The sequence below is a fragment of the Streptomyces sp. SDT5-1 genome (assembly GCF_052245995.1).
In the GTDB taxonomy this organism is placed as follows: domain Bacteria; phylum Actinomycetota; class Actinomycetes; order Streptomycetales; family Streptomycetaceae; genus Streptomyces.
In genome coordinates this window covers 7,640,487-7,665,349 of the sequence record NZ_CM125963.1, presented here as the reverse complement: position 1 = coordinate 7,665,349, position 24,863 = coordinate 7,640,487, and the positions used below count along the sequence as shown (strand labels likewise).

Here is a 24,863-nt window from a genome sequence, read left to right as displayed (position 1 = left end):
CCATGAGCGCGGCTGACGGGTGCCCGAGCGCACCGAAGGTTCTGGTGGTCGACGACGAGCCGGAGGTGCGGTACGCCGTCGAGGACGGTCTCACCGTGGAGGGCTACGAGGTGCGCGGGGCGGAGGACGGCCTCGCGGCGCTGTCGGCCCTCGCGGCATGGGGGCCCGACGCCATGGTGCTCGACGTGATGATGCCCGGACTCGACGGCCTCGCGGTGTGCCGGCGCCTGCGGGCACTCGGCGACCGCACACCCGTCCTCGTCCTCACGGCGCTCGGTTCGGTGAGCGAGCGGGTGGACGGCCTGGAGGCGGGCGCCGACGACTACCTCGTCAAACCGTTCGCCCTGGACGAGCTGGTGGCACGGATCCGCGCGCTGCTGCGCCGCACGGCCGAGCCCGAGGAGCAGGCGGCGGCCCTGGGTTTCGCCGACCTCGTCGTCGACCCGGCCACCCGCAGCGGGCGGCGCGGCTCGCGGTTCATCGAGTTCAGCCGCACCGAGTTCGCGCTCCTGGAACTCCTGCTGCGCCATCCGGGCCAGGTGCTGCCCCGCGAGACCATCATGGAACGTGTCTGGGGCCGCGACTTCGGCCCCGACTCCAACTCCCTGGCCGTCTACGTCGGGTATCTGCGCCGCAAGTTGGAGGCCGACGGCGAGCCGCGGCTCGTCCACACGGCGCACGGCGTCGGCTACCGCCTCGACGTGTCATGACCGGCTCCCGACACCCGAAGGGGGCGCGCAGGCACGCCCGCTGGATGCGCCGCCGCCCGCTGCGCACCCGCCTCACCCTCGCCGCGGCGGCGGCCGTGGCGGCGGTGGCGGTGGGCCTGTGCGCGGGAAGCTTCGTGGTGATCCGCCACCAGCTGCTGCACCAACTCGACCTGCACCTCACGCAGTCGGCGCGCCTCGCCACCCAGCAGTTCGGGCACGAGCCGTCCGGGGTGGTGCAGGACCAGTGCCGCTACCTCGCCGCCCCGGCCTGCGCCCAGCTCGTTCCGGCGCGGGCCGCCGCCGACCCCTCGAAGCCGTATCTGTTGCCGGTCACCGCCACCACGCGGGAGGTCGCCGCCGGGGACCACGGCCCGTACTACAGCGACCTGAGGCTGTCGGGGCACCGGGCCAGGATGCTCACGGCGCCGCTGGACGACGGGCGTGCGCTGCAGGTCGCGGTGCGGGCCGACACCGTGGACCGGGGTGTGCGGCAGGCGGCGGTGCTGCTCGCCGGGATGGGGGCGGTCGGTGTGCTCCTCGCGGGCGCGCTGGGCGCGTGGGTGTCCCGTACGGGTCTCGCTCCCGTCGGCCGGCTGACCGCGACCGCCGAGCGCATCGCCTCGACCCGCGACGCCCGGCACCGGATCGAGCTGCCGCCGGAGCGCACCGGCCAGGACGACGAGATCACCCGGCTCGCGGCCTCCTTCAACACCATGCTCGACGAGCTGGAGAAGTCCGTCGGCGCGCAGCGCCGCCTGGTCGCCGACGCCTCGCACGAGTTGCGCACGCCGCTGACCGCTCTCCGTACCAACGCCGAACTCCTCACGCGGAGTTCACGCCTCACCGACGCGCAGCGCGAGCGTGCGGCGGGCGCGCTCGGACGGCAGTTGCGCGAGGTCACCCATCTGGTCAACGACCTGGTCGAGCTGGCCCGCAACGAGGAACCCGACCCGCTGATCGAGGACGTGCGCCTCGCGGACATCGCGGAGCACACCGTCGAGGCCGCGCGCGGCCACTGGCCGGACACCCCGCTCACTTTGTCGGTCGATCCCGAGGCCCGCACCGCCACGGTCCCCGGTGTCCCGGCCCGGCTCGCGCGCCTGATGTCGAGCCTGCTGGACAACGCGGCCAAGTTCGGCCCGCCGGGGCGCCCCGTCGAGGTCACCCTCACCGCGGGCCCCGCCGACCTGGAGCTGACCGTCCGCGACCACGGCCCCGGCATCGCCGAGCAGGACCTGCCCTACGTCTTCGACCGCTTCTACCGGGCCCGCAGCGCCCGCGCCCTGCCGGGTTCGGGACTCGGTCTCGCCATGGCCCGCCAGATCGCCCGCGCACACCGGGCCGAGCTCGTCGCCGAGTCGGCCGAGGGCGGCGGCGCCCAGTTCCGCCTGACGATTCCGCGGGCTTCGTGAGCTTCGCCGCCGCGGCGCCTCAGTTCCAGCCCCGGCGCCGTGCCACCAGCAACGCGATGTCGTCGGGCGCTCCGGGGTGCCGGAGGTGTTCCAGGAGGTGGTCGCAGGTCTCCTCCAACGGGCGCTCGCCCGCGAGGAGTTCGAGGAGCACCTGGATGCGGGTGTCGATGGCGTCGCTGCGCGTCTCCACGAGGCCGTCGGTGTAGAGGACGAGGCGGCTGCGCGGTGCCAGCGTGAAGTCGCGGGCCGTGTAGACGGAGTCGCCGAGGCCGAGCGGGGCGCCGGGGTCCATGTCGAGGGTCTCTGCCGGTCCTTCCGGGTGCGCGAGGACGGGTGGCATGTGGCCCGCGGTGGCGATCCGGCACTCCCCGGTGGCCGGCTGGCAGATGACGTAGCTGCACGTGATGAACGAGGAGCCGTCGAGTTCCGCGCTGAGCCGGTCGAGGTGGTGCAGCACCTGGCAGGGGGTGAGGTCGAGTTGGGCCAGGGTGCGGGTGGCGGTGCGGAGCTGGCCCATGGTGGCGGCGGCGTTGATGCCGCTGCCCATGACGTCGCCGATGACCAGGGCGGTCCTGCCGTCGGGGAGCGCGAGGACGTCGTACCAGTCGCCGCCGATCCCGGAGGCGTCGTCGGCCGGACGGTAGCGGGTGGCGATCTCCAAGCCGGGGCGCTCTGCGGCGCGTTGGGGCAGCAGGCTGCGCTGCAGGGCGAGGGCGGTGTCGCGTTCGTGGCGGTACCAGCGCCCGTTGTCGATGGAGATCGCGGCGCGATCGGCGAGTTCGGTGGCGAACGCGCAGTCCTCCTCGTCGAACGGACGCGGGTTGCTGGCACGCAGCAGGGACAGGGCACCGAGGACGCACCCGTGCGCGGTCAGCGGCACGGCCAGGTACGAGTGGGCTCCGGCGCGCGCGAGGGTCGACGAGTGCGGTGCGCTGCCGAGCCGCCGGAAGGTGTCGGCCGTCAGCTCGGGCACCATCACCGGGCGCCCCGTGGTCACGCACTCGGTCACCAGCCGGTCGGTCGCGTAGACGACCGCCTCGCCGACCGGGTCGGCGGCGTGCACGGCGTCGCTGGGTGGCTTGGCCGCGACCGCGAGGGGCCGGAAGGCGGCGCCCTTCCCGGTGTCCGGCACGGCCGGATCGACCCCGGTGAAGATCACGTCGAGTACGTCCACGGCGGCCACGTCGGCCAGGTCCGTCACCGCGATGTCGGCGAGGTCGCGTGCGGTGCGCTCCATGTCGAGCGTGGAGCCGATGCGCACGCCAGCGTCCGCCAGGGTGGCCAGGCGCCTGCGGGCCCGGTCTGCCTCGACGGCGGCCCGGTGCCGGTCGGTGTCGTCGATGACGGCGGCCGCGACGCCGATGACACGGCCGCGGGTGTCCTGCAACTGGTAGTACGAGGTCGACCAGGCGTACTCGTGCTCCGGGTCGGGGTCGTCGGGGGTGATGCTCGACGTGAACTGGTCGAGCATGGGCCGTCCGGTCTCGAGCACCCGGCGCAGCCGCGCCTCTATCGGGGCGGTGTCCATGAAGGTCAGCACGTCGGCGGGGCGCAGTCCGACACACTCCGAGGCCGGCTTGCCGTGGAACTTCTCCAGCGCCGGGTTCATCAGCAGGTAGCGCAGGTCGGTGTCGAAGACGGCGAGGCCGATGGGCGAGTGGTAGAAGAGCGGCGCGGTCAGCGCGAGGCCGGTCTCGACCTCGCGCAGCTGGGTCTGCTCGGTGGCGATCCCCAGCGCGTAGACGCGGCCTTCGATGTCCTTCAGGGGTACGTTGCGGAACTCCGCCTGGCACACCGTGCCGTTCTTGCACCGGATGGGAAAGCCGCCGGCCCACGGTTCACCCTCCAGGACCCGCCGGAACCACTCCCTGACCTGCGGCGCGTGCTCCGGCGCGACCAGGAGGTCCTCCGCGCTCCGCCCCAGCGCCTCCTCGGCGCTGTAGCCGAACAGGCGCTCGGCGTCGGGGCTCCACAGCGTGATCCGACCCTCGACGTCCAGCACCACCGCTGCCACGCCCAGCAGGTCGAGCAGGCCCCCGGGAGCCGAGAACACGTCGCTCTCCCGTATGTCGGTGGGCCCGACCGTGAAACCGTACCGATTCACGCCGACCACCACCTTCTCTCACCCAGGCGACCGGCGCACCGGCCCCGCCTGCACACCCACCAGCATGCTGCGGACGCGGCGGCCGCGCACATCCTCGTCCGCCGTTCCCCTACGACAGGTTTTTACGCATCATCGTGCACACGGTGTCATGGCGGCGCACTGTGCCATCGGGGCCCTGCTCGTCCCATGCGTCCGGCCTGCGGTCGTACGCGACGTAGCCGAGCCGCTCGTAGAGCGCGCGGGCACGCGGATTCTCCTCCTCCACGCCCAGCTCGGCCCAGCGCAGGCCTCTGTCCCTGATCCGCTGCTCGGAGGCCCGGACGAGGGCGGTACCGATGCCGCACGACTGCAGCGCGGGGTGGACGGCCAGCTGCCAGAGCGTGCCGGCGCCCTCCGTCACCCGGTAGTCGATGCCACCCTTGGCGACGGGAAGGCCCGCGGGCGTGCAGACGGCGAGATAGTCGACGTCACCGTCGGCGGCGCGCTTCAACTGCCGCTCCACATTGGCGAGATGAAGATCGGAACCGGCCCAGCCGCACGCGGCGAGGTCGGCCTGCGTGAGATCACGCACGGTCAGCGTCAACGCCACCTCGATCACGAGTACCACCTCCGGCAAGCCAGCATTCCCGGGGGCGGGGGCCACCGCAAGCCGGATTCCTCCTCAACCACAGTGCCCTCACACCCAGTTGGCCTCGTAGGGGCCGACGCCCACGGCTCCGATTCGGACCCGACTTCATCCGTGCAGGGCACGGTACGCAGGGGTGGGGCGGTCCCGATCGTCGAGCCGGGGACCACCCGGGAGGCGTGACAGCCGGCACGGGCACGAAGAGTCACATCCTCAGCCGTGTCACGACCCCGTCCCGCCTTCATGACATGTCGCCGCCCGCCCCGGACCGCGTGCCACGATCGCCAGGACCCGACGTACCCGACGACGAACCGGGCCGGTCTTCAACGGAGTTCGGCCCGCGTCCCAAGGAGCGCGCATGTCCGCGACACCGGCCAGCGACGTCGATCTCTACACACCCGCGGCCCGAGCCGACCCGTACGCCGTCTACGCCGAGTTGCGGTCACTCGGCCCGGTCGTGCACCTGACCCGTCACGACCTGTACGCGCTGCCCCGCTACCAGGAGGTGCGGGCCGCGCTGACGGACTGGCGGACGTTCTCCTCCGCGCCCGGGGTGTTCGTCGATCCGGGCATGAACGCGCAGCTCGAAGGCATCACGCTGTGCAGCGACCCGCCCGAGCACACCGCGATGCGCGCCGTACTGGGACGGCCGCTGCGCCAGGACCGGATGCGTGAGGTCACTCCGGTGATCGAGGCGGAGGCCGAGCGGATCGTCACGGAGCTGGTCGAGCGGGGCCGGTTCGACGCGGCGACGGAGCTGGCCGAGCAGCTGCCGATGGCCGTCGTCTCCGACCTCGTCGGGCTGCCGGACCGGGGCCGCGCCAAGATGTTGGAGTGGGCCGCCGCGATGTGGGACATGCAGGGCCCGGCCGACGACCGTTTCGCGGCGGCGGCGCCGGTGGTCGCCGAGTTCATGGAGTACGTCGCCGAGGAGGCGGTCCCCGGCCGCGTCCGCCCCGACGGCTGGGCGGCGCACCTCCACCAGGCGGCGGACCGTGGTGAGTTGCCGCGCGAGAAGTGCCCGGCGCTGATGCTCGACTACGTCACGCCGAGCCTCGACACCACCATCCTCGCCATCGCCAACACGATCGCCCTGTTCGCCCGGCACCCGGACCAGTGGGACCTGCTGCGCGCCGACCGCTCCCTGATCCCGCACGCCATCAACGAGTCGCTGCGCCTGGAGACGCCGGTCCCCCAGTTCAGCCGGGTCCTGACCGAGGACCACGTCATCGACGGCGTCCCGCTGCCCGCCGGCGCGCGGGTGGCCCTCCTCTACGGCTCCGCCAACCGCGACGACCGCCACTACCCCGACCCCGAACGCTTCGACATCACCCGCCGCCCCTCCGACCGCCTCGCCTTCGGCCGCGGCGAACACGTCTGCGTCGGCATGCACCTGGCCCGCCTGGAGATGGGCGCACTCCTGGAACACCTGGCGGACCGGGTGACCCGCTTCGAGACGATGACGTCGAAGCCGCTGGTCAACAATGGGTTGCGGGGGTTGGAGCGGCTGGAGGTGAAGGTGCGCACCTGACCGGCGCGCCCGCGCCGGTCCCAGCCGGGCAAGGCCGCCGCATGGGACCTAGAATGGTATACCAGGTGCCCGATCGGCACATCGAGGGAACGCGCGAGGAGTCGGGGTCGGATGGCAGGCGCAGAGGGCAGGGAGGCCGAGTCGGTGCGGATCGCGCGGCTGATCCGTGACGACATCATCAGCGGCGCCCGCCCGCAGGGCAGCAAGCTCGTCGAGCGGGACCTGGCGAACGAGCTCGGTGTCAGCCGGGTACCGGTGCGCGACGCGTTGAAGGCGCTCGTCGCCGAGGGGCTCGTCACGCCGCGACCCCGCACCTGGGCCGTCGTCCGCGAGTTCACGAAGAGCGACATCGCGGACCTGCAGGAGGTGCGGTTCGCGCTGGAGACCGTCACGTTCAAGCTGGCGGCGCAGCGCCGCACCCGGGAGGGCCTCGAGCGCCTGAAGGCCGTGCTCGACGCCGAGCTGGCGGCCGCGGAGGCGGGTGACGCGGCGACCGCGCGGCGGATCGCCGCCCAGTTCCACGAGTGCGCCACGGAACTCGCGGGCAACCACGTCTTCGACGAGCTGGAGCTGACCCTGCGCAGCCGGATGCGCTGGCTCCTCGGTCAGCACGACGACCTGGCGAAGGTCGCCGAGGAGCACCGGCTGCTCTACGAGGCCATCGAGCAGCGCGACGTCGCCGAGGTCGAGGCACTGGTACTGCGTCACCTGGAGACGGGCCGCGCGCAGCAGGAGGCGCGCGCCCACAAGGTGGACTGACCCCCGGGCCAACGGGGACCCGACCCGGCTCCGGTGGGGCGTGGCGCCTGCCACCGGAGCCGGGAGCCTTGCACAGGCCTTCGCCCGGAGACGGGAGCCTTGCACGGGCCTTCGCCCGGAGACGGGAGTTCTCCGCCGGCCTTCACCGGTGACGGCCGCGCGCGTCAGGCGTAGACGATGCCCTCCGGGACCTCCGCGCGGATCTCCGTGCCCACCTTGCGGTCGAGGAGGTCGTCGAGGCGGTCGAGCGGGCCGATGAGCGCCCGGCCGCCGGCCCGGGCGACGCGCACGGCCGCGTCGATCTTCGGGCCCATCGAGCCCGCGGCGAAGGCGAGTTCACCGATGGCTTCGGCGGACGCCGTCCTGATGTCCCGCTGTTCGGGCGTGCCCCAGTTCTCGCTGACGTACTCGGCGTCCGTCAGCATCACGAGCGTGTCGGCCTTCAGCTCCGCCGCGAGCGCCGCGCTCGCGAGGTCCTTGTCGACGACCGCCTGCACACCGCTCGTCCGGCCCGCGCTGTCGGCCTTGACCGGTACGCCACCGCCGCCGACGCAGACGACGAGCCGCCGGTTCTCCAACAGGAGCCGGATGTCCGGGGCCTGGAGGATGCGGACCGGGTCGGGGGACGGCACGACGCGGCGGAAGGTGTCCCCGTCGCGGGCGATCGTCCAGTGGTACTCGGCCGCCGCCTCGGCCGCGTCCTGCGCCGAGTAGGTCGGGCCGATGAGCTTCGTGGGCCGTTCGAAGGCCGGGTCGTTCTCGTCGACGAGAGTCGTGGTCAGTACGGCCGTGACCTCGCGCTCGCCCGCGAGGGCGTTGGAGAGCTCCTGCTGGATGACGTAGCCGATCATGCCCTGTGTCTCGGCGCCCAGGATGTCCAGCGGGGAGGCGGCGACGTCCTGGTAGGCCAGGTTCTGGAGGGCGAGCAGGCCGACCTGCGGGCCGTTGCCGTGCGTGATGACGACCTCGTGCTCGCGGGCGAGTCCCGCCAGGGCCCGGCAGGACGATCTCACGTTGGTCCGCAGCCGGTCGGCCGTCATCGGTTCGCCGCGACGAGCCAGGGCGTTTCCGCCCAGTGCTACCACCACGCGCATGGTGACTCCCCTCTCCGTGCTCCCTGGAGGCGTTCGTGCTTCCGGGAGGCAGCCCCGCGCTCCAGGAAGGCAGCGCTCTCGAAATGGTATACCAATTGAGCTAGGGTGCGAGGGCCCGATCGCGCATGAGGAGGTGGCGCACATGGCCCGGCCCGCACCGACGTCCCCGGCGGCGCTGTCGATCGACGCCGAACTGGCGCGGCTGCTGCGTCACGGCCCCGTGGCGGCACGCGTGGAGAGCGTGTTCGCTCGTGTCATCAACCTTCTGACCAGTGACGATCAGCTGGTCTCTCTGTGCGTGCGGCGGCTCGACGACGCGCCATGGAGTGTGCGCGTCGACGTCGAGGAGTGGAACCGCGCGGCGATACGGATCGGCGTCCCGGTCACCCTCGACTCCGCTGGGATCGCCTTCGGCGGCACCCGCCCCTCGCTCGCCGTCACCCTCGACGCCCCGCACGAATGGCATGCCAAATCCGTGCCGCTGCGGCTGACCGGTCCCAAGCTGGCCGCACGTGCCGACGCACTGGACGCGCTCACCCGCGCCGACCGCACCCCCTCCGCCAACGCCTTCGAAGCCGCCATGGCCACCGCGCTGCGTCGCGGGCAGGACGCGATCCACCACGCCGTACGCGCCGATGACCGACCGGGGACGAGCGCCGCCGTCGAGCAACTCCTCGGCCTGGGGCCCGGATTGACCCCGTCCGGCGACGACTTCCTCACCGGGCTCGCGCTCCTCGCCGCCCAGCCCGGCAGCCGGATGCCCGGATACCTCGCCGCAGTACGCGACGTACTGGAACGTCTGCCGGACCGTACGACACTGCTGAGCCGGACCACCCTCGTCGAAGCGCTGCGCGGGCGCGCGCGGCAGAGCCTGCTCGATGTGCTGCATCCGCTGCTCGACCCCGCCGAGGTGACCGCCGCGGACCTGTCGCCCCGGCTGCGCCCTCCGGTCGATCGCGTGCTCGCCATCGGTCACACCTCCGGCGCCGACCTCCTGTCCGGCCTGCTCGCCGGACTCCGCCTGGAAGCAGAGCTGAAGCAGAACTGAAGTAGAACTGAGAGGTTCCATGTGAACGCCACCGCGGTGATCAAACAGAACACGTACTTCGACTCGGTGTCGCTGATGTCGATCTCGACGAAGGCGAACGAACTCGACGGTGTGGAGCAGGCGTTCGTCGCCATGGCCACCGAGAAGAACAAGGAAGTGCTGCGCAATCTCGACCTGCTCACGCCGGTTCTGGAAGCGGCGGGAAACGGCGACCTCATGATCGTGGCCGTGACCGGGGACGGCGTGGACACCGACACCGTCCTCGCCCGTATCGAGGAGCTTCTCGAGCGCAAGGCCCCCGCCGGCGGCGCGTTGAAGGTCACCCATCGCACGCTGTCCTCGGCCGTCGCGGCCGATCCGACGGCGAATCTGGCCGTCGTCGCGGTCAACGGCGCCTACGCCGCCCGCGAGGCGCGCACCGCGCTCCAGAGCGGACTGCACGTGATGATGTTCAGCGACAACGTGCCGCTCGACGACGAGATCGCCCTCAAGGCCCTGGCGCACGACAAGGGCCTGCTGATGATGGGCCCCGACTGCGGCACCGCCATCATCAACAACGTCGGTCTCTGCTTCGCCAACGCGGTGCGCCCCGGCACGGTCGGCGTCGTCGCCGCGTCCGGCACCGGGTCGCAGGAGGTCAGCGTGCGTGTGCACGCGCTCGGCGGCGGGATCTCGCAGCTCATCGGCACCGGCGGGCGCGATCTGAGCGCCGAGGTGGGCGGCGTCATGATGATGGACGCCATCCGCGCGCTCGCCGCCGACCCGGGCACGGAGGTCATCGTCCTCGTCTCCAAGCCGCCGGCCCCTGAGGTCGAGCGCAAGGTGCTCGCCGAGATCGCGGTCGTGGGCAAGCCGGTCGTCGTCTACTTCGTCGGTGGCTCGCGGCAGGCGGTCGTCGAGGCCGGCGGGCACTTCGCCGGGAGCAGCCAGGACGCCGCGCTCCAGGCGGTGCGCCTGACCAGTGACCCGAAGGCGGACGTGCCCGACCTTGACGCGGGCCGCGTCGCGGCGGTACGCGCGAAGCTCGGCCCCCAACAGCGGTACGTACGGGGCCTGTTCTGCGGCGGAACCCTGTGCGACGAGTCGATGTACGCGCTCCTCGACGCCGGCGAGGAGGTGTGGAGCAACATCCAGAAGAACCCGGACCGCCGCGTCGGCGCGGCGGACGCGAGCCGCGGGCACACCTTCCTCGACTTCGGCGACGACGAGTTCACCAACGGCCGCCCGCACCCGATGATCGACCCGTTCCCGCGCCTGGAGCGGCTGCGGCGGGAGGCCCGCGACCCCGACGTGGCCGTCGTCGTCCTGGACTTCGTCCTCGGGTACGGGGCGCACGAGGACCCCGTCGGTGTGTCGCTGCCCGCCATCGCCGAGGCACGCGACGCCGCGGCCGCGGACGGGCGCCACCTCGAGATCGTCGGCTACGTCCTCGGCACCGACGAGGACGACCCCCGACTCTCCGCCCAGGTGGCCGCGTTGGAGGCCGCCGGGGTCACCGTCACCCGCAGCAGCACCGAGACCGGGCAGTACGCCCGCGCCGTCATCAGCGAGGGAGCCCACGCATGAGCAGCACACCCACCACCCCCGTCGGCCGGCTGTTCGGCGGCGAGCTGAACGTCGTCAACGTCGGCCTCGCCATGTTCGAGGAGGACATCGCCGCCCAGAACGCCAAGGTCGCCACCCTCGACTGGGTGCCGCCCGGCAACGGCAAACCCGAGGTCGTCGCCGCGCTCGACCTCCTCGCCCGCCCCGACATCGCCGCCCGCGTCGAGGCCGCGAACGCCGAGGCCGTGGAGCGGATCACCAGCGCCAAACCGATGCTGGTGGGCTTCGGCCGGGCCATCGACGTCGTGCCCGGCATGACATCGACCACCATCATCCACGCGGGGCCGCCGATCACCTGGGAGCGGATGTCGGGCCCGATGAAGGGCGCGGTGCTCGGCGCCCTCGTCTTCGAGGGCCTCGCCACCGACCTCGCGGAGGCCGAGCGGGTCGCCGCCTCCGGTGACATCACCTTCTCCCCCTGCCACGAGCACGACTGCGTGGGCTCGATGGCGGGTGTCACCTCGGCGTCGATGTACATGCACGTGCTGCACAACGAGACGCACGGCAACCGCGCGTACACCAACCTCTCCGAGCAGATGTCGAAGATCCTGCGGATGGGCGCCAACGACGAGTCCGTCGTCGAGCGCCTGATCTGGATGCGGGACGTCCTCGGCCCCATGCTCAAGGAGGCCATGGAGCTCGGCGGCCCCATCGACCTGCGGCTGCTGCTCTCCCAGGCGCTGCACATGGGCGACGAGGCGCACAACCGCAACATCGCGGGCAGCCTGCTGCTCATGCAGGAGCTCGCGCCCCGGATCGTGCAGACGAGCTTCAGCGCCGAGCGGCAGAAGGAGGTCTTCGACTTCATCGCGAGCTCGGACTACTTCTCCGGCCCGACGTGGCTGGCGATGGCGAAGGCGGCGCTGGACGCCGCGCACGGCATCGAGGGCTCGACCGTGGTGACCACGATGGCCCGCAACGGCGTCGAGTTCGGCCTGCGCGTCAGCGGCCTGCCGGGCAACCAGTGGCTGACCGGGCCCGCCCAGAAGGTGGTCGGGCCGATGTTCGCGGGGTACCGCCCCGAGGACTCGGGCCTCGACATCGGTGACAGCGCGATCAGCGAGACGTACGGCTTCGGTGGCTTCGCCATGGCCGCGGCCCCCGCCATCGTGGCGCTCGTCGGCGGCACCGTGGAGGAGGCCGTCCAGTACACGCGCGAGATGGGCGAGATCACCACCGCGCGGAACCCGAACATCACGATCCCGTCGCTCGGCTTCCAGGGCCTGCCGACCGGCATCGACGTCCGCAAGGTCCTGGACACGGGCATCCTGCCGGTCATCAACACGGCCATCGCCCACAAGGAACCGGGCATCGGCATGATCGGCGCGGGCATCACCCACCCGCCCGCCGAGGTGTTCGAGAAGGCGGTCGTTGCCCTCGCCGCGACGTTCTCCTGACCCGCGGTGCGCCCGCGCGTCGACGCGCGGGCGCACCGGACGCACCGGACCCGCAGGCCACCAAGGAGCACGCAAGGAGCACGCATCGTGAACCGCTACGTCCTTTGCACCGCCTTGTTCACCGGACTGCTGTGCGGCCTCTGGGGAGGCTTCGCCGGAACGCTCGGGCTGTCCGCCTGGGCCGGATTCGCCGGCTGCACCGCCTACTTCGCCTGCGACGAACGGCTCCTCCCCGGCGCGGCCCTGACCCTCACGAGCAGCTACGCGGGCGTGCTCTGCGCCTGGCTGATGATCCGCGGCGCCGAGACCCTGGGCAGCACCGACTCCTCGTACGCCCTGACGGTCGGCGCCCTCGTCACCTGCATCGTCCTCCTGGGCCGCTTCCGCTGGACGTCCTTCGTCCCCGGCACGTTCGTCGGCTGCTACTCCCTCTTCGCCATCGAGCACAACGCCACCACCCTGCTCCTCACCTCCCTGGCCGCGGGCATCCTCCTGGGCCTGCTCTGCGACGGGGGCGGCAGCAAGCTGTTCGCACGGTGGCGGCCCGAGCCGGAAGCTACGCCGTGACGGGCACGCGTGCGTAGGGTGTCAGACGCACGGGGCCGAGGAGCCCGTAGGCCTGGGTGCTGGGGTACTTCGCGTACAGGGCGAGGTTCTCGGCACCCGTGTCCCGGGCAGCGCGCACCAGCGCGTTCCTGAGGGTCGTCGTCAGCTCCACCGTCAGCTCGTTGCGCCCTGGCCGCAGCAACGCGGTCACGTCCGTGGTGTCGGGCAGGATGTCGGAGGTCGCTCGCACACCGTTGACGTGGACCTGGATCGGGCCGTGCGCGACGCCGAGTTCGAGGAGCACGCCGCGTTCGGGCCGAAGCCACGACTGCGGTAGATGTATGTCGGCCGTGTAGCGGCCCCGGCCGGAGACGGAGGCAAGGCCGGGGATGTCCCGCCAGTCCATGAGGGTGTCGAGGCGTACCTCGTGGACCTGCGTGCCCTTGGGTGACACCTCCTCGACACGCAGCCGCCAGGACTCGGGGCTGCGCGGCTCGGGCAGTGCGGGCACGGTGAACGATGTGGTGCTGCCGTCGCTGAGCCGCACCTGTCGTGGGCCCGGGGATGTCTCGCGTGCCTCGATGCGGCCGTGCTCCGTCACGAACAACCGGGCCGGGCCGCCGACGGCGTGCGTCCGCCGTGCCCCCTCGAACACCAGCATGCGTGTCTCGCCCGGATCCAGAGTCAGTGTCATCCGGGTCCGGCCCCCGGCGGGCACATACTGCGCGCAGTCGCTCATCTCGCCGGTCCAGAGGTCGACCGTTCGGGGTGCGCCCCGGTCCACGGCGAAGGACGCGGTGAATGTCTCGCGGCGCTTCCCCGCGTTCCACAGGTAGTACAGGTCCATGGTGTCGAGCCGACGCCGCTGGGAGTACACCGGCACCGGGCGTTCCCAGGCGGCTGCCGGAGTCACGTCGAGGGAGCGCAGTGCACCGGGCACGTCGGAGGGAGCGTCCACCCTGCGCGCGCGACCGGAGCGCAGGATCCGCCGGACGCAATCCCGTACGGTGCGGTCCTCGGAGGTGGGCCGGTCGCCTCCGGTGCCCCGGTCGGGCGGGGCGCCCAGGAACACCACCGCGAGTCCCCGGTGGACGTGGCGTGCGAGGGCTTCGGCCGCCGCGCCAGGCAGTGCGCGCTCGTCGACGATCAGCGCCCGGTAGCCGGGGCCCTTCGGGTGCAGGACGCCTTCCCCGGCCGCCTCGGTGTCGGACAGGCCGCGCGGGTCGATGAACTCCAGCGAGTAGCCCGCCCGTTCCAATGCGGCGGAATCGAAGAACGGCGCCGGTCGCTCGGTGGCGGCGAGGTCCTCCTCCGCCGCGTCGCCGAGCACGAACCGTTTCCAGTCGGCGCGGGCCGCGGTGGTGACGAAACCGTCGCGGTAGACCGCCACGTCCACGCGGGCCTGCCCCTGTTCGAGCAGGTCCGCGCCGCAGGCCCAGTAGTCGGCCAGCGGCTTCCACATGTCCCATTGGGGGAAGGTGCGGTGGTTCCAGCTCTCCGACGTCAGGCCGCCGAAGCGGTCCCAGCCGGGCCACGGCGCATCGGCGCTCTGGTGTCCGTAGCCGTGGATGACCGGGCGGGTGATGCCGCACGCCCACGCCTTGTCGACGAAGGTCTTGTAGTCGCCCAGCCATTCCTTGTTGCCGCGCAGCATTTCCGCGCCGGTCTCCAGCGACAGCTGGTTGCGGCCGGCCTGGTGGGAGCCGGCTGCGAGGGTGCGGTAGTGGTCGAGGGTGAAGGCGAGGTTGTCGTCGCCGAGTGGCCAGAAGTCGCCCGCGTTCAGCGTCTCGTCGTCCACGACGCCTCCGGCGCGCGCCAGTTCGCGGCCACTGCGGATGGCGTCGAAGGTGTTCCCGAAGGCCACCTGGCTGCGGAAGCGCATGCCGAGGGTGGCCGCCCAGCGCTGGAGGGGCAGCAGGTGCCGCTCGACGTAGAGATCGGTCAGTGTGTGGTGGAAGTCGGCGCGGATCCGGTCGCCCGCTCCGCCCGGGAGGTCGAAGTCGGGGCGCGGCAGCGGGTCGGGCACCCAGTAACGGTCCCGGCCCTGCACGAAGATCAGAGGCAGGTGGCGTACGAGGTCGTAGCCTCGGCGTGTCCGGAACTCGTCGAGCATCCCCCAGGTCCAGAACAGGGTCGCCTCGCACTCCAGGGAGTCCTCGAAGATGTGGCCGCCGACGGCTCGGAGCAGGGGCAGGTTCTCGCCGCCGATCTGTTCGCGCTCGATGTATGCGGTGACCGCGGCGACGGTCTCGGCGCTGAGGACGTCGCTGATGTCCTGGGAGGAATTGCGCTGCCAGAAGGCGAGCAGGACGTGCGGCCCTGCCGGTGCCGTCCAGTCGATGGCGCCGTCGCGCACCTGCGAGGTGAGGTCGGTGAGGCCGTCGGGGTCGAGCACCGTGGAGGACTCAGGGGGTGTGCCGGCTTCGGTGACGGCGGGTCCGGGGGTCAGCACCCGTGCGGCGGTGACGGCTATGAGGCGTGCCGAGCGCTTGTTGTCCGGATCGTCCAGCGGGCCCGGCACCTGCCGTCGGACGCGTTGGCCGCCCTCGACGTCGAGGCGACCGTAGCTCAACTCCTGTTGAGACAGGCGGTTCTTCGAGGTGTTGGGTGTGGTCACGGGCCATGCCGCGCCCATCGTCATGTCGACCTCGATGCCTTCGGTGCGCGCCTGGCGCAGCACGGCCGCCAGGACGTCCCGCTGGTCCTGCGTGGCCCAGCCCTCCGCGTTGAAGGCGATCTCGACCGCCCCGAATCCGGCCTCCTCAATGGCCTTCACCTCGTCGGTGAACTGCTCCGGCTCGTACGGTGGCGCCCACCACCAACGGAACTTCGGACGGAACGCCGCCCGCGGGGCGTGTGGCGACATGCCAGGCGCGGTCACGGACCGCGTTTGTCCGGAAAAGGGCGCGCGCCTCGCCGGGAGCGGCGAAGGGGGCCGTGAGACCCAGGGCAGCCGCGCCCGTGGTCCATCTCAGCAGGCGGCGCCGGGACGGTCGTGTGTCGTCCGCCATGAAGTCACTTCCCTTCCTGTCTCGTGGAGTCCGCGACGTGCCGCGCCCCCGCCACCGCCAGCGCCACCGACGTCAGCGTCGGGTTGCAGGCGGTGGGTGTGGGGATGACGCCGTTGCCCGCGACGTGCAGGGCACGTACGCCCCACACCTCGCCCGTCGGGGCGCACACCGATGTGCCGTCGTCGGTCGGGCCCATGCGGACCGTGCCCTGGTAGTGGAGGGAGGCGCCGAGGGCGACGAGGCGGGGTTCCGGGTCCAGGGGGTCGCCCAGGGCGTGTGCCGCGCGGCGGACGGCGGCGCGGGCCGCGGTGAGGGTGGCGTGGTCGCGGGCGGTGAGGGAGTAGTGGATGCGCATCGCCGGCATGCCGTAGCCGTCGACGCGGTCCGCGTCGAACTCGACGCGGTCCTCGGCGCGGACGTCCTTCGCGCAGAACCAGCCCAGGCCGACGATCGAGCCCGGCGCCGGGACGTCGTCGTCGGCCAACGGCACGGGTGAGGCGTCGAGTTGCATGACCTGGCCGTGGAACGGTTCGGCGTCGGTGTACGGGACCCAGCTCACGCCGCTGTGCCGGGCCAGGCCCACGCCGTCGCTGTCGCCGTCGGACGCCGTCACGTCCCGCAGACGTACCGCGTACACCAGCTGCGGCTGGTCGTTGAGACAGCGGCCCAGCGCGGCGGGGCGGATGCCCGACGCCCACAGCAGTTGCGGGGTGCGCAGCGCGTCCGCCGCGACCACGACGTGTGCGGCCAGCACGGTGTGTTCGGTGCCGGTCCGCATGTCCTTGACACGGACGCCCGTCGCCCGCCCTTTCTCCACCAGGACGCGTGTCACCAGCGCCTCCGGGAAGAGGGTGTGGCGTGCGTTGGCGCGAGACACGTCCCCGTAGACGACGTCGGATCCTGACCAGGTGACGGCGCCGTCGGGTGCGCGGTGGACCGCGAGCGGCATCGGGCGGACGCGGCGCTCCGGCGGGCGGTCGGTGTCGAGGGCGTCGGCGAGGCGCTTGCGGACCTCGGCGGCGAAGGGCGCGTCGTCGAAGGCGTGGGCGTCGACGCCGAGCAACCGCTCGGCCTCGTCGAGGAGTTCGTCGAGGCCGGGCAGGAAGTCGATGCGTTCGCTGTCGCCGGGGCGCGGGCAGGCGGCGGTCCAGTGGGCGCCCATGCCGCCGACGTTGCTGGACATGGCCGCGTTGGGGAGGCCGTCGCCGCCGGGTTCCGTGTGCCCGGACTCCAGGAGGTACGTGCCGGGGCGGGCCAGTCGCCCGTCGGCCGCGGCCGTGCCGGGGCCCTGGGAGCGGCGCTGGGCGTGCTCGCGCGCGGCCGGGTCGGCGATGTTCTTGACGTGGAGTCCGGGCGGGTCCGCGAGCAGCGGCCCCACCTCGAAGGTGGCGAGCCGCAGGTCGGGGCGGCGCTCGGACAGCACGCGGATGTACGCGGCTCCGCACGGCCCGCTGCCGACCACGGCCACGTCCACGGACTCCGGAAAGCGCCCGGTCATGAGCCGAGGGTGAGGCGCTTGCGGTCGCTGCCGCCGCCGGGCACGGGCATGTACGAGATCCGCAGCCGTACGGACACGGCGATGTCGTGCTCACCGGGCGCGAGCGGCTGGTCGGTCTCGAAGGCGAGCACGGCCCGCTCCCCCATCTCCCACCGGTCGTCGGTGATGCCGGGCAGCTCGGCGAAGCCGTACGTGGCTCCGTGGACGGTGAACGTGGTGCGCTCGGCGGGTACCGGTGTGCCGTCGACGGTGAGGTCGACGGCCTCCACCATGGAGAGGAACAGGCCCCGGTAGTACGGCATCCTGACCTCCACCCGCCCGCCGGGGCGCCCGTCGTCACGGGCCCGGAAACCGTCCTCGCAGACGATGTACTGGTCGAACACGGTGATGCTCCTTGCAGTTCGGAAGAGGGGCGGGGGTCAGGCGCTCGCGCCGGGTTCGCCCAGCAGGGCGGCCAGCATCCGCTGCTGGCGGGCGACCTGCTGGACGCTGTCGACCGCGAAGGCGTCCTGGATGTGCCGGTTGCCCTCGTACTCGCTGGAGAAGTAGCCGCTGAACCCGCCCTCGACGTAGACGGGCAGGATGTCCTCGTAGGGGATGCTGTACTCGCCGGCGCCCTCGGTCATCTCGTAGAACTTCGCCTGCACGTGGCCGATGAACGGCATGTGCGCGAGGGAGTCCTTCGGCTCGGTCCAGATGTAGTGGGTGGCCTGGCGGGCGAGGGAGAACTCGACGGGTCCGCCGCCGCGGTAGTTGACGATGTCCATGAGCGCGTGGGTGTCACCGTGGTCGTCGTAGGTGCGCACGATGTAGTCGACGAGTTCCGGGCGCGCCCCGTCGCGCAGCGCGCGCTCGCTGACCACGCGCGGGAACCGCTTCACGTGGATGCCCATGTCGGGCATGAGGCCCAGGACGTGGGGCCCGACGCGGTGCATGACCTCCAAGTGCTCCAGGATCCACGGGTGTTCGTAGTGGAAGGGCGCGTGCACTTCGAGGAGGACCCGGATGCCGTGTTCCTCGGCGTAGGGGGCGACGGCTGCCATCACCTCGGGCGGGAAGTTGATGGTGGCCTTCACGATGGGGGTGCCGAGGCGGACCGCGATGTCGATGTCGCGGCGCACGGACGCGGCCTGCTCCTCGGGGGTGAGGAGGCGGCCGGGGTGGAGCCTGGTGTCGAGGAAGGCATTGGTGGCGACGGGTGTGGTGCCGTACCTGCGCATCCACGCGTGCCAGCGCTCGACGAAGGCGTCGGTGAGCACGGGGTAGCCGGGGATGGACTGTTCGGGGATGATCTCGATACCGAGGGCTCCCGTACCGGCGGCCGCGGCGACGCAGTTTTCGACGGTCATCGTGCGCAGGAAGTACTCCTCCTGGAAGGAGTAGAGGCTGACGGCGCGGCGGATGCCGTGCGGCGGCGGGGCGGGAGTGGGTGTCTGGGGCGTCATGTGCGGCTGTCGTCTCCTTCGTCGGTCCCGTGGGGCCAGTGTGTGCCCCACACAGAGCAAATTCAAGATTCTGATTCTGTTTTTTGGGCGTGCGGCGCCGCTCCCAACGGACGCCGCACGCCCGCCTTTTGGTCGCTACTCGACGTTCGTCCCGGCCGACGACTCGCGGCGGTCGATCTCGGCGCGCATCTCCTCGTGCCGCCCGTCGAGGTTCCAGAACCACATGGTCACGGCCTGCGCCGCCACCAACAGCAGCGGGACGCCGTAGAACATGACACGGATCGCGGTGAGCGCGGCCCCACTCGCCTGCCCCGGCTGATAGTCGGCGAGCGCGAGCCCGTACGCGACGGCCGCCGAGCCGATGGCCTATCCGACCTTGGTGGCGAAGCTGACGCCGGACGACAGCAGCCCCTCGTTGCGGGTGCCGAACCGCCACTGCTGGAACTCGACGGTGTCCGCGACCATCGTGAACATCGACACCATGGACAGGCCGATGGCGAAGGTCGCGACGATGTAGAAGCCGAGCAGCACGGGGAAGTGCCCCTCGGCCGGGTACATCGCAGCCCAGGCGACGCCGCCGACGGCGAGCGCCTGGAGATTGCCGCGCCGCTTGCCGAAGCGCCGGTAGTAGGGCGGCGCCACGAGCCCGCCGACGATCATCGTGCCGGACACCAGCGGCAGCAGCACCGAGATCGCCCACGGCTTGTGCAGGACCGCGAGCGCGAAGTACACCGTGACACCGAGGACCAGCGAGAGGCGTACGAAGTTGAGGACTCCGTAGACGAAGGTGACCACCCAGGGCCGGTTGCGCCACAGCGTCCGCAGCGCGGCGCCCGGCGAGATCTTCTCCGACTCGGCCGGCAGCGCGTAACGCTCCTTGCAGGCCCAGAAGGTGACGACGAAGAAGGCGACGCTGAGCACGCTGTAGATGATGGTGGCGAGCGTCCAGCCGCGCTGCTCGTCGCCCGAGCCGAGCCAGGCCACGAAGGGCGTGGTGCTCGCCGTGACGATGATGGAGCCGACCGAGCTGCCGACCGCCCGCAGCCCGCCCATCTGCATCCGCTCGTGCGAGTCCCGCGTCATCATCGGGAGCAGCGAGCTGTACGGGACGTTGACCAGGGAGAACAGCAGCCCCAGGGTCAGGTAGGTGACGAAGGCGTAGACGAGCTTCCCGCCGTCGCCGATGTCGGGGACCATGAACGCGAGGACGCCCACGACGCCGAAGGGCACCGAGGCGAAGATCAGATACGGACGGGCCTTGCCCCAGCGGGACTTGGTGCGGTCCACCAGGACACCGATGGCCGGGTCGACCACGGCGTCGAGCAGCCGGGCCACGAGGAAGAGGGTGCCGAGCGCCGCGACCGGGACCCGGGCGACGTCGGTGTAGTAGTAGAGCAGGAACCCTCCGACGAGGTTCCAGGAGAGGTTCGAGGCGAGGTCGCCGGCTCCGTAGCCGAGCTTCTCCCGCCATCCGAGCCGGATCTCGGGCCGCCGGGCCGCCTGCTGTTCGATCGCCTTACTGGTGATGTCCAACGTGCTCCGCTCCTTCGCGCGCACTGTGCCACCACGTCGCGGCACCTTGGAGAGACAGAGCACACGACAGGTGCGGCCCGCACAAGACGAAGTAAATTCAAAATTCGGATTTCGTTTATTCGTCCAATGGATACCTGCGCCACCTCGCGCTCGTGACCTGCGAGTTCGCGGTTCGGTGCGGTTCGGGCGCGGAGTGCGGCACCGGTGCGGGACCACCGGCCGGGAGGGCATACTCGCCGCCGACGGCGGGGTGCGCCCGCGCGCCGCCCGCCGGGAAGCCGACCCCTCTCCCGCGCCCGATGCCGCCGTCGAAAGCCGCCCCCGGGAACGCCCATGACCCGTCGCGCACTCTTCGCCTGCCTCGTCCTCGTCACCGGGCTCGGCGCGCTCGACCAGACGATCGTCGCCACCGCCCTGCCCGCCGTCGTCGCCGACTTGGGGGCGCCGTGGCGCGCACCCTGGGTCGTGACGGCGTACACCCTCGCCCTGGCGGCCGCGATGCCGGCGTTCGGGGCGCTGGGCGACCGGTTCGGCCGGCGCCGCATGCTCATCGCCGCCATCGCCGTGTTCGTCGCGGCGTCCGCCGCCTGCGGACTCGCGGGCGATCTCACGACCCTTGCCGCGGCCCGCCTCGTGCAGGGCATCGGTGGCGCCGGACTCCTGACACTCCCCCAGGCCGTGGTCGCGGACGCGGTGCCGCCGCGCGAACGGGCCGCGTACCTGGGTCCGTTGGGCGCGGTGTTCGCGCTCGCCACCGTGGTGAGCCCGCTGCTCGGCGGGTGGCTGACCGACCACGTGTCCTGGCGGTGGATCTTCTGGCTGAACGTGCCGCTGGGCCTCGCGGCGGCCGTTCTCGTACGGGTCGTGGTGCCGCGGCGCGCGCCGGGCCGCCCCGCCTTCGACACGGCCGGCGCGGTGCTGCTCGCGGCGACGACGGCCGGTCTGGTGGTGAGCGTGGAGGCGGGGTCCGGCCTCGTCGCCGTGGCCACGGGGCTGCTCGCCTTCGCCACGTGGCGCCGGGAGCGCCGCGCGGCGGAACCGGTCCTGCCGGTGGCGCTGCTCGGCCGCCAACCGGTGCTGACCTGCTTCCTGTTGGCGCTGCTCGGCGGCGTCGGACTGTTCGGCGTGCTCGCCTACGTACCGACGTGGATCCAGGGCACGTACGAGACGTCGGCGACGACGGCGGGGCTGATGCTGCTGCCGGTCACCCTGGGCATCGCGCTCGGCATGAACGGCTCGGGGTTCGCCGTGCGGCGGCGTGGTGTGTGGCGGCCGTTCCCGCTCGCCGGGTGTGCGCTGTCGGCGACGTCCGCCGCCGCCCTCGCGCTCCTCAGCGACGCCCGGCCGCCGCTGCCGGTGACGGCGGCGCTGCTGTTCCTGCTCGCCCTGGGCGCGGGCCTGTTCCTCCAGATCGTGGTCGTGGTGGCGCAGGACGCAGGCACCCCCGGGACGACGGGGAACGTGACGGCGGCGATGGCGTTCGTACGCGAGATCGGGGTGGTCGCGGGGGCCGCGGGGCTCGGGGCACTGGTCGCGCGCGGCGCCGGGCACGGCGGATACGGGGCCGCGTTCACCACCGTGTTCGCCGTGGTCGCGGCCTGCTTCGCCTGCGGGTTCGGCTGCGCGCTGCGACTGCCTCGACGCCCGCTCCGGGCCTCGAACGCGGCATCTCCGCAGACGTCGCACCCCTAGAAACGAAATCAAGATTCTGTTTCAATCGCAGCCAGAGCAGCAGTCCGGCCGCTCGGACGAGTCGAGCCACCGCGCCCCGAACCAGCGCCCCTCCCCCAGGAGTTGATCACCCATGACCGCGCTCCGCTGGAGCTACATGGACCACTGGCGGACGGACAGCCCACGCGGCCCCGTCACCCAGTACGCCGCCCGCCGCCACATGGACGACTTCGTCAAGCAGATCGGCGCCGTGGGGTTCGAGGGCCTCGACATGTTCGACTTCCAGGTCTACGCGCTGACCGGCATGTTCGGCTCCGTCGAGAAGTACGAGGACTATCTGCGCGACCACGGCATCGAGAAGATCGTCAACCTCTTCCGGGGCATCATGTACGACCCCCGGGTCGCCGACGCGCACGTCCGCGAGACGCACGACGAGATCGTCACCAGCACCCGCCGGATGCTCGGCATGTGGGGCGCGCTCGACATCGAGAGCCTCATCGTGATGCCCGCGAGCCTCTACAAGGACACCGCTCCGGTCACCGACGACAAGATCAAGGCGGCGGCCGAGTGCTGGAACCGGGTCGGCGAGATGACACTCACCGAGTTCGGCGTGCGCACCACCTGCCACCACGAGTTCTTCTGCGCGATCCGCACCGAGGACGACATCCGCAAGTTCTACGAGTGGACCGACCCGCGCTACGTGTCCTTCTTCTGCGACACCGCCCAGCACTGCATCGCCGGCATCGACCCGGTCGCCCTCTTCATGGACCTGCACGACCGCTGCTCCGGTTTCCACTTCAAGGACACCCGCCAGCGCGACACCACCGAGGCGTACCGGCACAGCCCCGACGCCGAACTGATGGCGCCTCAAACCCCGCAGTGGTTCCACGAGATGGGCACGGACGGCGGTCTCGTCGACTTCCCGCGCCTGATGCGGGCCATCAAGGACGTCGGCTACGAGGGGTGGATCACGGTCGAGCACGACAAGGTCAACATCGGCGGCGACTACGCCGAGGCCACCGCCCTGTCCATGTGGTACGCCCGCAACGTCCTCTCGGAGATCTACGCATGAGCGCGACGATCAGGCTCGGCTACGCGATCAACCAGTGGAAGCCGAACTTCGACGACTTCACCCGCCCCGAACAGCACGAGCGCGCCCTCAAGGTGCTGGCCGCCTGCGGATTCACCGGCGTCGAGCTGCGCGGGGGCACCGGCCGCTGGGACCCGCTCGGCCGCCCGGCGTCCATCGCGGCCACGTACGGCTCCACCGGCGCTTTCCTCGACATGGTGCGCCGCACGGGCCTTGCGGGGGTGAGCAGTTGGTACGTGGACCCGGGCGAGCCGGTCGACGAGGAACTGCACCGGGGCCGCTCGGTCCTCGACCGCGCCCAGCACGCCGCCGTCGCCACGTCCCTGCTGCCGTTCGCCCGCTTCCTCGCCGAGGCCGGCGGCTCGCGTCTGGTGGTACGGGCGCTGCCGTCGGCCGGATCGCTGGACCTGCCGCTGTCGGACGAGGCGATCGGGGCCGCGGCGGAGTGCTGGAACACGGTCGCCGCCACGATCGCCGAGACCGGCGTCCGCCTCTCCCTGCACGTCGACTGCCTGAGCGCGGCGGCCGACGAGAAGACGCTCGCCGCGCTGCTCGACGCGACCGACCCGGCGCGCGTCGGCCTGACCCTGGACACCGCCGAGGTCACCGTCGCCGGGCTCGACCCGGTGCACCTCTTCGACACCCACCACGCACGCGTCGACCACCTCAACCTCAAGGACACCCGGCACGTCGACGAGACCGGCGAACGCCTCGCCCCGCACGCCGAGTCGAGCATGCTCTCCGAGGGCGGCGCCCGCGGCGTCGAGCGCTGGTTCCACGAGTGCGGCACACCCGGCGGACTCGTCGACTTCCCCGCCCTCGCGGAGCGGCTGCGCGCCCACGACTGGTCGGGCTGGGCCGTCTTCGAGAGCGAGCAGACACCGAACCCGGCGCGCAGCGCCATGCTCAACGGCTGGTACGCGCAACGCCTCTTCCCCACCCCTTCCGCAAAGGACCGCCCATGACATCCTCCGCCACGCCCGCCCTGCCCCTGTCCGTCAACGTCGAACTCCTCTTCCGGGAGGCGGGTGACGACCTCGGCGACCGCATCCGCGCCGCGGCCGACCACGGCATCCGCACGGTCGAGATCTGGTCGCACAGCGACAAGGACCTGGACACCGTCGAGAAGGCCCTCGACGCGACCGGCAGTTCCCTGCACACCTCCCTCGTCGAGGGCCGCCTCACCCTCGCGGACGCCTCCACGCACCCGGCGTTCCTCGACCACGTGCGCGCGGCGGCCGAGACGGCGGCGCGGCTCAACTGCACGCGGATCGTGACGGGTTCGGGCGTCGGTCTGCCGTACATGAAGCGCGCGGTGCAGCACGGCATCGTCGTCGAGGCGCTGAAGGCGGGCGCCGAGATCGCCGCCGAGCACGGGGTGTCGATCCTGCTGGAGAACCTCAACACCCGCGTCGACCACCCCGGCACCCTCTTCGACACCACCGCCGAGTGCCTGGCGGCGGTGCGCGAGGTCGACTCACCCGGCCTCGCCCTCCTCTACGACGCGTACCACTCGCTCCAGATGGGCGAGACGCCGGAGGACGTCCTGTCGGCCCCCGGCACGATGGACCTCGTCTCCCACGTCCAGATCGCCGACCTCCCCGACCGCTCCGAGCCGGGCACGGGGTCGGTGGACTGGGCGGGCCTGTTGAGCGGGCTGCGCGGGCTGGGCTACGCGGGGCCGATCGGTCTCGAGTACCTGCCGACGACCGGGACGGTCGAGGGACTGGGGCACATCGAGGGCGTCGTGCGCGCGCTCTGAGGACATGTGCGAAGGGGAGGTG

The 24,863-nt window shown here is 71.8% G+C and carries 21 protein-coding genes; 12 read left to right on the top strand and 9 right to left on the bottom strand.

The features are described from left to right. Nucleotides 1-2: 2 nt before the first annotated feature. Entirely contained in the window at nt 3-710 is a 708-nt protein-coding gene (locus ACTWJ8_RS35260) for a response regulator transcription factor (protein ID WP_443261571.1), read from the top strand. Further along, entirely contained in the window at nt 707-2,122 is a 1,416-nt protein-coding gene (locus tag ACTWJ8_RS35255) for a sensor histidine kinase (RefSeq protein WP_443261570.1), read from the top strand. Before ACTWJ8_RS35260 ends, ACTWJ8_RS35255 begins: the two co-directional genes overlap by 4 nt. 19 nt (nt 2,123-2,141) lie before the next feature. On the opposite strand, the gene ACTWJ8_RS35250 is transcribed toward ACTWJ8_RS35255, so the two are convergent. Both ACTWJ8_RS35250 and ACTWJ8_RS35245 read right to left on the bottom strand, forming a co-directional pair. Then, complete coding sequence (locus ACTWJ8_RS35250) at nt 2,142-4,226, bottom strand: SpoIIE family protein phosphatase (RefSeq protein ID WP_443261569.1); 2,085 nt, start codon at nt 4,224-4,226, stop codon at nt 2,142-2,144. 109 nt (nt 4,227-4,335) lie between these two features. Beyond that, nucleotides 4,336-4,842 (bottom strand): GNAT family N-acetyltransferase, encoded by a 507-nt coding sequence (locus ACTWJ8_RS35245; RefSeq protein WP_443261568.1) that lies wholly within the window; start codon nt 4,840-4,842, stop codon nt 4,336-4,338. 367 nt (nt 4,843-5,209) lie between these two features. Between ACTWJ8_RS35245 and ACTWJ8_RS35240 the strand changes: the two genes are divergently transcribed. Further along, the gene (locus tag ACTWJ8_RS35240) at nt 5,210-6,382 is read left to right on the top strand and encodes a cytochrome P450 (protein ID WP_443261567.1); all 1,173 of its coding nucleotides are present in this window, start codon (nt 5,210-5,212) and stop codon (nt 6,380-6,382) included. Nucleotides 6,383-6,493: 111 nt separating this feature from the next. Then, the gene (locus ACTWJ8_RS35235; RefSeq protein ID WP_356373216.1) at nt 6,494-7,141 is read left to right on the top strand and encodes a GntR family transcriptional regulator; all 648 of its coding nucleotides are present in this window, start codon (nt 6,494-6,496) and stop codon (nt 7,139-7,141) included. Nucleotides 7,142-7,305: 164 nt separating this feature from the next. Here the strand turns inward: ACTWJ8_RS35235 and arcC are convergent, their stop codons facing one another. After that, the gene (arcC, locus tag ACTWJ8_RS35230) at nt 7,306-8,235 is read right to left on the bottom strand and encodes a carbamate kinase (RefSeq protein ID WP_443261566.1); all 930 of its coding nucleotides are present in this window, start codon (nt 8,233-8,235) and stop codon (nt 7,306-7,308) included. 142 nt (nt 8,236-8,377) lie between these two features. On the opposite strand from arcC, the gene ACTWJ8_RS35225 reads away from it, so the two are divergent. The 4 genes from ACTWJ8_RS35225 (at nt 8,378) to ACTWJ8_RS35210 (ending at nt 12,852) form a co-directional block, all read left to right on the top strand. Continuing rightward, nucleotides 8,378-9,283, top strand: coding sequence for a DUF2877 domain-containing protein (locus tag ACTWJ8_RS35225; protein WP_356373218.1), 906 nt, complete (start codon nt 8,378-8,380; stop codon nt 9,281-9,283). A 21-nt stretch (nt 9,284-9,304) separates the two neighbouring features. Then, nucleotides 9,305-10,849: an acyl-CoA synthetase FdrA gene (gene fdrA, locus ACTWJ8_RS35220; RefSeq protein WP_443261565.1), complete on the top strand. Its 1,545-nt coding sequence runs from the start codon at nt 9,305-9,307 to the stop codon at nt 10,847-10,849. Next, nucleotides 10,846-12,285, top strand: a complete 1,440-nt coding sequence (locus ACTWJ8_RS35215) for a DUF1116 domain-containing protein (RefSeq protein WP_443261564.1) — start codon at nt 10,846-10,848, stop codon at nt 12,283-12,285. Before fdrA ends, ACTWJ8_RS35215 begins: the two co-directional genes overlap by 4 nt. An 87-nt stretch (nt 12,286-12,372) precedes the next feature. Further along, nucleotides 12,373-12,852, top strand: a complete 480-nt coding sequence (locus tag ACTWJ8_RS35210; RefSeq protein ID WP_356373221.1) for a DUF1097 domain-containing protein — start codon at nt 12,373-12,375, stop codon at nt 12,850-12,852. On the opposite strand, the gene ACTWJ8_RS35205 is transcribed toward ACTWJ8_RS35210, so the two are convergent. The 6 genes from ACTWJ8_RS35205 to ACTWJ8_RS35180 all read right to left on the bottom strand — a co-directional run bounded on the left by ACTWJ8_RS35205 (nt 12,842) and on the right by ACTWJ8_RS35180 (nt 20,318). Beyond that, nucleotides 12,842-15,697, bottom strand: a complete 2,856-nt coding sequence (locus ACTWJ8_RS35205) for a glycosyl hydrolase (RefSeq protein ID WP_356373222.1) — start codon at nt 15,695-15,697, stop codon at nt 12,842-12,844. The two genes, ACTWJ8_RS35210 and ACTWJ8_RS35205, sit on opposite strands and share 11 nt — an antisense overlap. A 149-nt stretch (nt 15,698-15,846) precedes the next feature. Next, complete coding sequence (locus tag ACTWJ8_RS35200) at nt 15,847-17,340, bottom strand: GMC oxidoreductase (protein ID WP_443261563.1); 1,494 nt, start codon at nt 17,338-17,340, stop codon at nt 15,847-15,849. Continuing rightward, complete coding sequence (locus ACTWJ8_RS35195) at nt 17,337-17,723, bottom strand: C-glycoside deglycosidase beta subunit domain-containing protein (protein WP_356373224.1); 387 nt, start codon at nt 17,721-17,723, stop codon at nt 17,337-17,339. The genes ACTWJ8_RS35200 and ACTWJ8_RS35195 overlap by 4 nt, the downstream gene beginning before the upstream one ends. Before the next feature lie 36 nt (nt 17,724-17,759). Beyond that, nucleotides 17,760-18,785 carry a sugar phosphate isomerase/epimerase family protein gene (locus ACTWJ8_RS35190; RefSeq protein ID WP_443261562.1) on the bottom strand — a complete coding sequence of 342 codons (1,026 nt, stop codon included), beginning with the start codon at nt 18,783-18,785 and terminating at the stop codon, nt 17,760-17,762. 135 nt (nt 18,786-18,920) lie between these two features. Next, a complete protein-coding gene (locus ACTWJ8_RS35185; protein ID WP_443261561.1) occupies nt 18,921-19,058 on the bottom strand; it encodes a hypothetical protein in 138 nt (45 codons plus the stop codon). A 93-nt stretch (nt 19,059-19,151) separates the two neighbouring features. Then, entirely contained in the window at nt 19,152-20,318 is a 1,167-nt protein-coding gene (locus ACTWJ8_RS35180; protein ID WP_443261560.1) for an MFS transporter, read from the bottom strand. 333 nt (nt 20,319-20,651) lie between these two features. On the opposite strand from ACTWJ8_RS35180, the gene ACTWJ8_RS35175 reads away from it, so the two are divergent. From ACTWJ8_RS35175 to ACTWJ8_RS35160, 4 genes are all read left to right on the top strand, one after another. Next, nucleotides 20,652-22,010 (top strand): MFS transporter, encoded by a 1,359-nt coding sequence (locus tag ACTWJ8_RS35175; protein ID WP_443261559.1) that lies wholly within the window; start codon nt 20,652-20,654, stop codon nt 22,008-22,010. Nucleotides 22,011-22,122: 112 nt separating this feature from the next. Continuing rightward, nucleotides 22,123-23,061 carry a sugar phosphate isomerase/epimerase family protein gene (locus ACTWJ8_RS35170; RefSeq protein WP_443261558.1) on the top strand — a complete coding sequence of 313 codons (939 nt, stop codon included), beginning with the start codon at nt 22,123-22,125 and terminating at the stop codon, nt 23,059-23,061. Then, nucleotides 23,058-24,044: a sugar phosphate isomerase/epimerase family protein gene (locus ACTWJ8_RS35165; protein ID WP_443261557.1), complete on the top strand. Its 987-nt coding sequence runs from the start codon at nt 23,058-23,060 to the stop codon at nt 24,042-24,044. The genes ACTWJ8_RS35170 and ACTWJ8_RS35165 overlap by 4 nt, the downstream gene beginning before the upstream one ends. Further along, the gene (locus ACTWJ8_RS35160) at nt 24,041-24,841 is read left to right on the top strand and encodes a TIM barrel protein (RefSeq protein WP_443261556.1); all 801 of its coding nucleotides are present in this window, start codon (nt 24,041-24,043) and stop codon (nt 24,839-24,841) included. The genes ACTWJ8_RS35165 and ACTWJ8_RS35160 overlap by 4 nt, the downstream gene beginning before the upstream one ends. The last annotated feature ends 22 nt before the right edge of the window (nt 24,842-24,863 follow it).